Origin of the sequence: Enterococcus raffinosus, from assembly GCF_018917525.1 — a bacterium.
GTDB lineage: Bacteria > Bacillota > Bacilli > Lactobacillales > Enterococcaceae > Enterococcus_A > Enterococcus_A raffinosus_A.
This window is the reverse complement of record NZ_JAHLOS010000001.1, coordinates 179,936-192,074: the sequence shown is the minus strand read 5'-3', so window position 1 is coordinate 192,074 and position 12,139 is coordinate 179,936. Positions and strand designations below refer to the sequence as shown.

The following is a 12,139-nucleotide window of genomic DNA, read 5'->3' as shown; positions in this document are numbered from 1 at the left end:
CTTTAGAGACTGTCTTATCCCATGGACGGTCTCTATTTTTGTGTTGTTTTTCTCAAGCATAAAAATCGTAAACGGTTATATAAAGCGCTATGATGAGAAAAATTTAATATGAAAGCTGGGAGAAAAATGAAAAATTCTGATGTTTTGATCGTCCCTAAAGACCGTTCACTGTACTTTTTCCCTGCCATCTCTGAAATGAGTGTTTGTTCAGGAAAAGAACTGTTAACAGCAAGCAACGACTATTTACGCCAATACTTGAAAGATTTTCAATTAATTATATTTTTAGATTTCGGCTTTAAACCTGAAATGGCAGCAAGAATACGGCCCTTCACCAAAGCAAAAATTGTCCTGTTCTTCTGGAATCACTTCAAATTAGAGCACTATCGCAAATTGAATGCTGCACAAAAGGAACCTGCGATCAATGAAATCTATCATTTCGATCCATTAGAGGCACGGGATCTAGGTTTGAAGCACAATAGTTCCTTTTACACACAGTCCGTTGGCGAGCCACTTAACGAGACCGATTACGATATCTTTTTTGGTGCCAATGACAATGGACGCAAACAGCAGGCAATGGACCTTAAGAATCGCTTCGAATCATTAGGTCTATCTACCTTCTATCATATTCTGCCTAAGCGCGGAAATGAACAGGATGGTTATTTGCCCTACAGTGATTATTTAAACTTAGTTAAGCGCAGTAATGGCATTTTGGAAATTCTGCGAGCCGGTCAATATGGCGTCACTCTTCGAACCTTTGAATCGCTTTTCCTACAGAAGAAGCTGATCACTGCAAATGAGATGCTGCCATTCTACCGACTTTACGATCCGAGAAACGTCTTTATGATTGAGACAGATCTTAGCCAATTGACCGCTTTCTTGAATATTCCCTACCAGCCTGCCGATCAAGTGCTACTTGATTTCTTTGAAGCAAAAAATTGGGTCAAACGCTTTGTAGACTACGATCCAAAACTGTTTGAAGAATTCGAATATTATCCTGAGCTGATGAGGCATGCAAGTGCGCTGTAGCACTTTGTTGCTCATTTCAAGAGGCAGGTCAATTTCAAGAATAAGAAGGAAATTCCGAAACTTGTCAAGAAAATCAGTGACATAGGAACTGATGTCGGATGGTCCTGGTCAGCGCTTCTCAAATTTTTATGGCTTATTTCCTTAGTCGCTACTAATATGCCGCCATTTACTCGTAAATAGGAGCTGATCCGAAAGACTAAAAGACTTTCAGATCAGCTCCGTGTTTATTTGCAGTATTTTTGATAGTTAACAGTAAAACCTTCTATAAGAAAAAGACTTATAAAAGGGAGCAATCTCGCTTTCTACTAGTTTACTCGCGATTTCCATCATCGATTTCTTTTATAACACTTCTAAAATCGAGCGCAGCTCATCAACAGATACCTGTCCTGGAGCTGAGGCCTTTTTCGCTGCGCCGAATGTTGCTGATGAGCCAAACGTTGCACCGGATACGCGACTGACTACACCTAAACTACCCATCGACATGGTAATTAACGGACGATCAGCATGTTTATGATACATTTCTTGTGTCGCATCCAGCAGGGTGATCACATCGGCAGTTGTTTGCGGCATCACTGCGATCTTACAGATATCTGCACCCAGCTCCTGCATTTTGCATAGACGCTCAATTATTACTTCTTTTGCTGGTGTCTTATCGAAGTCATGGTTGCACATAATGATTTTTTTATTTTTTTCATGAGCTAGTTCAATTGTTTGGCCTACACCTACCGCTGGCATGAATAATTCCACATCCAATAGGTCAAAGCTGCCTTCATTCAATAATACACGATACATCTCAAAATACTTCTCATCCGAAAGAGCCAGCTCACCGCCCTCTTGCTTTGTTCTAAATGTTACTAATAACGGCTTATTCAAAATTTTCTTAACCTGCTTTGAAAATTGAGCCGCAGCGGAAAAATCCAAGATGTCCTCATAGAAATCAATCCGCCACTCAACGATATCGCAATCGACCGTCGCAACAAATTCTGCTTCCTGAATGATTTCTTCTTTTGTTCTACCTACTAGAGGTACAATGATTTTCGGTTTTCCTTCACCTAATGTGACCGTATCAATCGTTACAGTTTTCATTCACATCTCTCCTAATCTCAACATTCATTCTATCCTACTGATAAACAGCCGTTACGGTCTGCTGTTGTAACAACGTTTGTTTTGTTCTCTTATCCTCCAGAAGTTCAATCGTCTTTAAGATATCTCTGGCTTCTCGAGTTCCTTCGATGATTCTTCGTGCGACCTTACTATCTCCTATGTTTACTAATGGAATATCCTCTGCTAGTGCATACGCCTGTAATTCTGGCAGCAACGGTGCATCAGCACGCATTCCAAGACAGATAAAGCCCAAATCAAAATTCAAATTTATCATACAACCGTTCTCATCTTCAACCAGAAAGTCAGACTTGTTAACCTGTGTTAGTTTTGTAGAAGTATAAACATTTACCTTATACTTTTCAACAATTTCCATCATTGCCAGCTTCGTGATCAGATCCAGATCTTTTCCTAATTCTCGTTGCATTTCAACGATACTGACCTTCGCGGCACCACGTTCTGCATAATATTCCACAACATCCAGTCCAACTGCCCCACCACCGATCACGACAATCTCTTTTCCTTCGAATTCTTGAAACTTCTCCATACCATTCAGGAGATCAAAAATTGAGAATACTTTGCGATCCGCTTTTGACAGCTCTTCATGTAGGCCGTTAATTGGCGGCAGCAGTGGTTTCGCTCCAGTGGCATTGACAATAATATCCGGCTTGATAGATTCCAGATCCGCTGGCTTGAATAATCGATTCTTATGAATTGTTAGATTCGGCAGCTCTTGACAGCGATTGATTTGATAGTTGATAAAATCATTGATCCTTTTTTTATCCGGTAAGCGAGAAATCTCTTGGCCTAGTCCTCCCAAGTAATCCTTTGCCTCAAACAGTTCAACGGAAACACCGACTTCAGCGGCTGTTGCAGCAGCTTCCAATCCTGCCGTTCCGCCACCAATCACCACCATTTTAGTTGGATTTTTTACTGGTCGCAGCTTGTATTGATCCTCATAATGTAAATCTGGATTGACTGTACAGCGAATAGGACGTGCTTTCGCGATGCGATGATCGGCACAGCCAATATTGCAGGAAATACATTTTCTAAGTAATTCTTCCTTACCTGCGGCTACCTTGTTGACCCAATTCGGTTCTGCAATCAATCCACGGCCCATCGCCAGTAGATCGGCTTCCCCATTTTCAAGAATTGCCGTTGCTTGTTTCGGGTCACGGATATTTCCTGAAGTCATAACCACTTTTTCTGGATAACGTTCTTTGACTTCCTTCGCCATAAAGCTTCGCCAACCGTCTGCTAGATTCATCTTATCGATTTGGTATTGCAGGCTGTCATTCAAAGCCGCTGACACATTTAAGATATCCACTTTATCTACAAAATAATCCAAAATTTCCAAGGTATCTTGAACAGAGTTGCCTCCCGGAAGCAGTTCATCCGCACTGAAACGTAAGGCGATCGGAAATTGTGGACCAACACTTTTACGCACCGCGTCCAGAACCAAACAAGTCAGACGCGCACGATTTTCAGGAGAGCCGCCAAACTCATCCGTACGTTTATTGTAAATCGGCGATAAGAATTGACTAAGTAAATAGGAATGCCCTGCATGGATTTCAACACAGTCGAAGCCTGAACGCTGTGCACGGTCTGCCGCTTCAGCATATTTATCGATAATGTCATAAATTTCTTCTGTAGTCAGTGGACGCGGCACTGGATTGCCCTTTTTACTGGGGACATCCGAAGCCGAAACTGGCTGATTCCCTTCCAGTCGCAGGCCATACGCAGAAGCTCCTGCATGATTAAGCTGCACAGAAGTTGCCGCACCATAAGCATGCATCCGTTCATTAAAGTTCCACAGGCCAGAAATATACTGATCGTTGTCCATCCGCAGCTGACGGGCGCCATTCGTTCCCATCGGATAGTCAATACAAGCATTTTCTAAGGTAATCAGTCCAACGCCGCCCTTAGCTCGTTGTTCATAATACGCTAAATGAGGAATACAGAAAGTTCCATCCATATTCGCAAAATTTGTACCCATCGGCGGCATCACGACTCTGTTTTTCACTGTCATCCGCTTGATAGTCAGCGGCTCAAAAATTTTTTTATATTTCTCGTTCATACGATCTCTCCTTAACTCTCTTTCTATTCCAAACCTGCAACTGACTTCTCCATAACAGAGCGAAACTCTTCTTCTATCGCTAACAAGCTCACGCGTGTATCCTTCACATCCCACGAGTAATCCCAATAATTCGGGAGAAAGGCGAGCTGCATTCGTTCCTTAACAAAGGCATGAGCGGCTATTTCTCGTGTCTGTCGCACAGCTGCTGTTCTTCTAAAGCCTAAAAACTGCACCGTCTCAACTCGTTCCAATTGCTCTGTCGTAGATCGAGTCTGCTCTTCCAACAGGTGAAATAATTCATGCAGCAAGACAGCCTCTTCTAGCTGCGTCAGCGATACATTGTGATCATAAGTTACCTGCCTCAATGACTGATGATAAATTCGAATGGTCTTCTTGTTTTTAACAAGCTCCAAGGTCCCGCGAATGCTTCCTGTCTTGCTAGTTGAATCCTTTATTACCGTGACACCTAAGCGGTCACACAGCTCGCTTGACTCTACAAAATCAGCCGTCACAGCCAGCTGCTTACCATATGAAAGCGCACCATCAATATAGTAGCGGATCTTTTCTGTAGGAATCTTATGAAAAAAGGGATCTTTACGCAATTCCAAGTAAGCTAAAAATCGATCATCTGCTTCTAGCTTTATGGCATCAATACTGTTGGTTGCATGCAATAATCAACAACTCCTCGTCTGTCTGAATACTCGCCATGTCCAAATCCACCAGCATCATCAGCTGTGAAAAATCCTGTGTCGCAAAATCCATCAATCTTGCACCGGCACAAATATAAAAATCCGGTCGAACGATCAAGTCTGATTTATAATTCGCCATATCTTCCCATAAGGTGCGCAAGGCTTCTAGGTAATTTTGAATAGACGTCTTGATGATTTGAGCATTCCCACGCTGCACCTTAATAAAGCCTTTATTGTCGATCACTCTGATTGCTTTTCCAGTGGCTTCCTTTTTCCCGAAAATATAGAAATGACTGTTTTCCGCTAATAGCTCAACACTTTCCTCTGTACTTCTAAAGTCATTTTCAGCAATGTCCCGCGCTTCCTCCAGAGTACACTGCTTCGATAAATCACAGGTCTGTACTTCGGTAGAGCCGGTAGCCATCGCTGTGACCTTCTGCGTTTGAGAATCAATATTGATATGCACCTCGACAGTTTCCTTAACGGCACCACTTTCGATGGCCTTGTTCAACGCTTCGTTGCGAATTTGTTGAATCTCCTGTTTCGATGGATTAGGGATAATTCGTTCAACCACGTCCTGTACCATCGAGAGCGCAACGCCAATCGAAGAGATCACCTCTGCATTTTCAGGGATGCTATAGTTCAGTTCCATCTTTTCCGCACAGTAGCTTAATAAAGAGGAGGCACCGCCGCCGACACCTACTAACGATAATTGTTCCTTCTCCAGTTTATACTTACGAGCAAGTCCCATGATTACTGGTTCGATTTTCTCAAAAGCCTTTTCGAGAATAGCCGTAGCAGTCTCCTCAATGCTTAAGTTTAAATACTCAGCCAATGGAGCCATCGCCTTGCGAGCAGCGGCTACATTTCCGTAAGAAAAATGCTCTTCCTTAACTAAACCAAGCACATTTGCCGCACAGGTATTCGTCAACGTCACGCGCTTACCGTTTTTCAGTCGAATCGCCACGTAATCTGCCGAATCACCTGTCCTTGGTGCAAAAAACTCTAACTGCGGATCAACGATTTCTTCTTCGGGGGTAAACACGGCATAGTCCATTCCTCCGATATGCGCGCTGCGTGGACCAACATCGATCAGCTTATGCTGTCCGACACGAACCATACTGCCTCCAGCAACGCCCAACACTCGCACATCCAATGAACTGATGTAGGTACTGCGTCCATTGATCTGAGAATAATCAATCACCGGACGACCATCCTTGATCACACCGATATTGGTAGAGGTTCCGCCGACTTCAAAGTAAATCCCATTCGAGGCCCTCAAATAGATCAACGCCCCCATCACACTCGCAGCCGGTCCAGAAAGCATAGTCAATACCGGACGTTTCTTCATTTCCTTAACATCCATCACACCGCCGTCACCTCGCATGATCATCAAAGGAACGTCAACGCCTGTCCCCTTCACGCCAGTTTCGGTAGAATCGGCTGTTTCCAGCATTTTCGGTAAAATGGACCCATTGATGACCGCTGTCCGTGTTCGACGAGATAATCCATAAAGCTTGGTGATTTCCGAAGCCATCGTCGCCTTCAGCCCTTTTGCATGCAGGACATTGTTGATTTGTCGTTCAGAATCCAAATCATCGACACCAAATGCGCCGCTCGTGACAAACACCTGACACCCTTCTGCACAAAGCTCATCGATTGCCTGAGCAATCCGCTCCTCACTAAGCTTCTTTTTATGAATGAAACGGCTGCTGATTTGAATCTCACGCCCAGTTCCCAATTCCAAACGATTCAAGCTAGTCTGACGTTTTGTCAAGAAGGCTTCAAAGCTGCCTCTAGCTGTCGCAATAACTCCGACCTTCGCCACATCGCCTTCCAAAAGTGCATTGGTCGCCTGTGTAGTACTGTGTGCGACAAAAACAACCTCGTCTGCTGAAATATCATGTTCTTCTAAACATTTTAGAAAAGAAGCAACGACGCCATCCGCAACCCCAGCCTGTGAATCATGTGTCGTTTTTACAGAAGATTTCCCGATGATCTGCTTTGTTTGGTTATCGATCGCCACCGCCTTGGTATGTGTACCACCAACGTCGATGCCTACTCGAATTTTTCTTTTCTCCATCTGTCTTCCTCACCTTCTTAGCCGAACCAGAAATAGGTCAGCAGCTCCAATACGATACAAATAACGATTCCCGGAACAAAAGCCATTTTCATATAGCTTTTACTTTCGATCTGAGCATACCCCAGCCCCCATGAAACCCATGAGGTCGTGATATCGAAATGTCCCATACCGATCAGAATCGAAATAAATAGCGGATAAAGAAATTCAACAGACCAGCCGGCATTTTGCTGACTGACGACAGCAAGGATCGCTGCCCCGCTCCCCACCAGATTCATCGGACCACGAAACCAGGTAAACGATGATAGGAAAATAAACAGTAGACACAATAGCAGTGTCGATTGAGGAATGACTCCACCCAACATTGATTGAAAATATGGGCCGGCAAAGGATGCCGCCGCATTAAACATGGCTAAGCATAACCAAAAACCGACTAGCGATGCCGTATCTTTAACAGCATCCGCATACTGCTTGGTCAACATTCGGCTAATGGAACGAAAATCAGCGGTCAGCTCATGACATACAACTAAAGCAAATAAACCGCTAAGAATAAAGCACAGGATCATCGGCAACCTTAAAAGAATCACTCCGATCACTGGCAAAAATGGTGTAACTAACGCAAGATTTGGCGCATTTTTAACTGTCGGAGCTGCTGCTGTCGCTTCCCAGTTGAAGAACTTCGCTTCCCGTTTCATGTAGATCAGTGAAAATATCGCTATGATCACCAGCATGACAGCAAATGCTGTAATCCCAAACGGAAAGTAATCTGAGTATGTATAAGCAGATTCCCCCGTGTTAAAAAAAGCCCGGTATTGTGTAAAGTTGATTGGATTCAAGAAAATTCCTGCGGCAACTGAGCCAGTATAGGAAAACAAGGCGATCCCCTTTGGAATACCAATAGAGAATAGTATCGGCAGAACCACTACCGCAATCGAAATAACGGGACCGGCACCGGTCAAAGAAGTAAAAATGATACCAGTGATCAGGCTTACCAGAACAAGAATAAGTGCAGAATTATCTCCTCCAAGCTCAACGGATTTTCGGATGATCGTCGAAGCAATCTCAGTATCTAAAAGTACTCGGCCAAACCAAGCACCAAAAAAGATATTGACTAAGACACCACCCCAACTCTCCGGTGCTCGTTGATAGACCGCCTGCAGCATATCGACAGCAACTGAAACACTGCTTCCCGCTGCCAGCTGATTGATGATTGGAACAATCGTCCATAACGTCGCCATCAAAATAAAGCCGATCATCAAGTTGTGGCCTTTGATCGAATACACGACCAACCCAACAAATGACAACACCAAAATCAATCCACTTACAAAAGACATCATTCTCCCCCTTACTCCTAAGCCCTGTTTCTCTCCTCAGGCTCTTACACAGTCACTTCTTAAAACTGACTGGAATTGGCACAAAATAATCGATTATTCTGCCCCAATTCCTTGTAATTCACTTATTTTTATTTAAATGCACCGTACTTAATCGATCAGAAATCGACTCTACGGCCTTCTTCTGCTGACAAGTACGCAGCATAGATTACTTTAATCGTATCATAAGCTAGATCCAAACCGGACAAAGGTTCACGATTTTCTGCAACTGCATCAACAAAATCTTGGAACTGATTCAGATAGCCTCTCAAAGTTTCTTCTGAAACAAAGACCTTGTTCCAGCCAAGCTTCTCCTGCAGCTGTTCAGAAACATAGACATCCTCTAAGCCATCCTCATCAAGGAAATAGGTCGATAAGTTGTCCGCAGGTGTGATCGTATTAACTAAGGCGCTATCATTCGTGTACACTTCTACGTAGTTTTTCACACCACCCAGTGTATTGTCGTTGGAAATAGAGATAGCTTTTGTCCCATCAGTAAACGTAATAATGATCGTCGCGAAATCTTCCGTATCGACTGACTTCGCTGGGAAATAGCGTTTGTCATGCTCGTTCAAGTTCGGCGCTAATCTTGCAGTCTCTGCTGTTACACTTTGAATCCCAATTTCTTCCCCACGTGCCTTCGCTTCCCGTTCTTTTAAGAAAAGCATGCCGCCGATTGGATGACTGCCTAGACGAATCAGAGAACCGCCGCCTGCTAATGACCAGTGAGCAGAAGCTGGAGAAGTGGATGAACGAATACTTTCTTCTCCCTTCATATACATGATCTTGCTTTTCTTCGCTTCAATGATTTCAGCTGAGCGTAAAATGTTTGGTGAGTACACATAATTCTCTGCGTACATGAACAACACATCTGAGGCTTCAAATTTTGTCCGACATTCATCGATATCCTTTAGAAGACTTTCGTACATTTTTGCTTTTGGAACAGTTAAACCAATCGGCTCTTCCTCGCCCTCTTCACCGAAATAACCAGTCAATGGTTTTTCACAAATGACATGCTTTCCAGCCTCCAACGCTTGATAGGCAAGATCCAAGTGAGTCACTGGCGGTGTGATAATATCGATTACATCAATTTCCGGATCTTCAAGGATTTCTTCATAGGTTTTAGCGACTTGTTCAATAATGTCCCATTTTTTACATAACGCGACTGCCTTTTCTTCAACCATGTCATAAACATATTTGATTTTGAAGTCCACACCACTCACTCTTGTGTAGGCATTTGTATGGAAGTTCCCCGCAAATCCTGCGCCGATAATCGCTGCTCTTACTTTTTTCATCTATTCATTCTCCTCAACTCGAATTATTTACTTGCTTCTGCTAAATTAGTGATTTCCTTCATACTGATAAAGGCTTCTGGACCAAAAACTTTTTTATATCTGACAAATACGATCAGTGCCAGAACAAATGCCAGTCCAGATACCGCCGCATTATAAACCATCGTATTCATCGTATTCGTATTAGCCAGCCAACCTGTAATAACAGGTGCTGAAAATACGGCAATCGAATTCAGACTATAAACCATGCCGGTGATCTTCCCTTTGCTTCCTGGGAAAAGCTCAGCCATTGTTGTCAATCCTAATTGCAACATACCGCTTGTGAATCCAGTCACCATAACAGTGATAAAACACAAGAGCGGTGATGGAGCAATCGTCAAGGCGATCAAGCAAACCATCGTAATCAACGGATAGATCAAGCAAATGACAATCGGACGAACACGATCTCTTACCAAATAACCAGTAACGAAGACACCAATCACGACACCCAAACTAAAATAGGTCAACATTTTGGATGCAGCCGCAACACTCATGCCTGCATACTCCTCAGCCACCTTCGCCATCCAGACCTGCACCACTGTAAAGATCGTCGTTGAGGTAAAGCCCATTAAGATAAGACAGACACCCTCGATTGCCATCTTCGGTTTTTCATAAAATGTCCGTTTGACTTCTTTTTCTGCTGCACCCGATTTGGTAGACAATGCCGGAAAGCCACGGGTAAACATAAAGACAATATTCAAAACAAGATAGCCGATCACAATATAAAAGGACAGGCTATAATTCAGATTTCTCTGGATAATAAAGCTAAATATAAACGGCATAATAAATTGCCCCGCCGCGGAAAAGAACTTGATTGCCAAATTGGCTGTTCCTGCTGATGTTGGAAAAATCTCCATCAGCGCAGGATAGGTCCCCGCATCAATGAAGGAATTACACATCCCTGCCAATACCGCAAAGAACAACGCGACTGGCACACTTGGACTGAACAAAATCCCCATGAAATAAACAATGAAACCCACCATCCCAATGAGAATGAACGGCTTTCGTCCAAACTTATCAGAAAGCACCCCTGAGATGAATAAAACAATAAATTTACCGATACCGATACCGGAAACCACCAAGCCAAAGCCGGTTCTGTCCGTTCCAAACTGCTCCATCAGGGCATCCATATTCATTGAAAGAATAATGACACTTACGCCGATCACTATATAGTTCAAATACATGCAGACAGCAGTCAAAAAATACTTATTCTTCATTTTCTACCTCCATTATTGTGTTTTACTTCACAATAAGATATAAAATTAATCGTTTACATAACAAAACTGTCAGTAATGTGTCTGGATAAAAAAGCGCTTTTCTTTCCAAAACCACTATAAAACGAATCCATGATAGAAACAATCTCAATTCTCCCCATTATTCATAACAAAAAAGTCATATATCAGCGTGTGAAAAATGATACAATTGTAAAAAGAAGTTTTGGAGGAGAACCTGTTGAATATCAAAAATCTAGAAGCCTTCTGTCGCTTGGCAGAGTTAGAGCATTATGGAAAAACAGCCGATGAGCTGGGGATTGCTCAACCGACACTCAGTCGTACGATCAAACGCTTAGAAGAAGAGCTCGGGGTTGTCTTATTCAGACACCATGGACGAAACATCCATTTAACCAAAATTGGGAAAATTTACTATGAAAGTGTCCAACAAGGACTCGAAAAAATAGCTGCCGGAACGAAGTCTGTTCGTGATTTAGTTGATCCCTATTCAGGAAGTATCGATCTAGGCTTCATTTTCACCTTAGGACCTGAGATTATTCCACAGCTCCTGCAGCAATTCCGCAGTGATAGCCATCGCCAAAATTTCAAATTTAAATTTTGGCAAGGAAATAGTCCGAGACTGCTCGAAAATGTTAAGAACGAGACCTGCGATTTTGCCTTGTGCTCCTTTTTGAAGGACGAGCCTGAAATCGAGTTCACACATATACTGGATCAGCCGTTGGTAGCAATCGTTGCCAATAGCAATCCGCTCGCATCAAAAAAGACAGTCTCATTAAAGGAGCTGTCAGCCTTCTCCATGATCTTATCCCTCGATAAAACCTATTACATGGAAAAGCTCTTTGAAAAGCATCATCTGCCGCTGAAAATCTCCTGCCGCGTAGAAGAAGATCAAGCATTGGCAGGACTCGTCTCCATCGATATCGGCGTTGCCATTTTACCCTTCAATAATTTGCTGGAATTTCATGATGTTCAAGTTTTACAATTAGAAGAACCGCAGTTCCGGTCTGTCTATCTCGCGAAAAAGAAAGATGCGCTGTTGACCTCAGCGGCATTGGAATTTGAGCGTTTTCTGATAAATAAAGAATTCCAAGAGAAGCTGCTGCCAGAGCCTAAATAGTAGGGAAAACAGCCGATCCACGAAAGGAATCGGCTGTTCTATGGCATTACTTTTTTACTCTAAAATACGCAGAAAAATGAAATGTTTTTGGTTCGAATTAATGATCACTTTTTTTT

At 43.0% G+C, this 12,139-nt stretch carries 9 protein-coding genes; 2 read left to right on the top strand and 7 right to left on the bottom strand.

What is annotated here, in order from left to right; all coding sequences use genetic code 11:
* Positions 1-126: 126 nt before the first annotated feature.
* On the top strand, positions 127-1,026 hold the full coding sequence (locus KQI58_RS00895) for an oligosaccharide biosynthesis protein Alg14 (RefSeq protein WP_216405652.1): 900 nt from the start codon (positions 127-129) through the stop codon (positions 1,024-1,026).
* Between the two features lie 339 nt (positions 1,027-1,365).
* On the opposite strand, the gene aroD is transcribed toward KQI58_RS00895, so the two are convergent.
* The 7 genes from aroD to KQI58_RS00860 form a co-directional block, all read right to left on the bottom strand.
* Positions 1,366-2,112: a type I 3-dehydroquinate dehydratase gene (aroD, locus tag KQI58_RS00890; RefSeq protein ID WP_016181396.1), complete on the bottom strand. Its 747-nt coding sequence runs from the start codon at positions 2,110-2,112 to the stop codon at positions 1,366-1,368.
* Positions 2,113-2,146: 34 nt separating this feature from the next.
* Positions 2,147-4,204: an FAD-dependent oxidoreductase gene (locus KQI58_RS00885; protein ID WP_216405650.1), complete on the bottom strand. Its 2,058-nt coding sequence runs from the start codon at positions 4,202-4,204 to the stop codon at positions 2,147-2,149.
* 23 nt (positions 4,205-4,227) lie between these two features.
* On the bottom strand, positions 4,228-4,875 hold the full coding sequence (locus KQI58_RS00880) for a hypothetical protein (protein ID WP_216405648.1): 648 nt from the start codon (positions 4,873-4,875) through the stop codon (positions 4,228-4,230).
* Positions 4,853-6,976, bottom strand: coding sequence for a hydantoinase/oxoprolinase family protein (locus tag KQI58_RS00875; protein WP_216405646.1), 2,124 nt, complete (start codon positions 6,974-6,976; stop codon positions 4,853-4,855). Before KQI58_RS00875 ends, KQI58_RS00880 begins: the two co-directional genes overlap by 23 nt.
* A 17-nt stretch (positions 6,977-6,993) precedes the next feature.
* Entirely contained in the window at positions 6,994-8,307 is a 1,314-nt protein-coding gene (locus KQI58_RS00870; protein WP_216405644.1) for a citrate transporter, read from the bottom strand.
* Between the two features lie 155 nt (positions 8,308-8,462).
* On the bottom strand, positions 8,463-9,638 hold the full coding sequence (locus tag KQI58_RS00865; RefSeq protein WP_216405643.1) for a Gfo/Idh/MocA family protein: 1,176 nt from the start codon (positions 9,636-9,638) through the stop codon (positions 8,463-8,465).
* Between the two features lie 23 nt (positions 9,639-9,661).
* Positions 9,662-10,891 carry an MFS transporter gene (locus KQI58_RS00860; RefSeq protein WP_216405640.1) on the bottom strand — a complete coding sequence of 410 codons (1,230 nt, stop codon included), beginning with the start codon at positions 10,889-10,891 and terminating at the stop codon, positions 9,662-9,664.
* Positions 10,892-11,126: 235 nt separating this feature from the next.
* Between KQI58_RS00860 and KQI58_RS00855 the strand changes: the two genes are divergently transcribed.
* Positions 11,127-12,023 carry a LysR family transcriptional regulator gene (locus KQI58_RS00855; protein WP_216405638.1) on the top strand — a complete coding sequence of 299 codons (897 nt, stop codon included), beginning with the start codon at positions 11,127-11,129 and terminating at the stop codon, positions 12,021-12,023.
* Positions 12,024-12,139 lie beyond the last annotated feature (116 nt).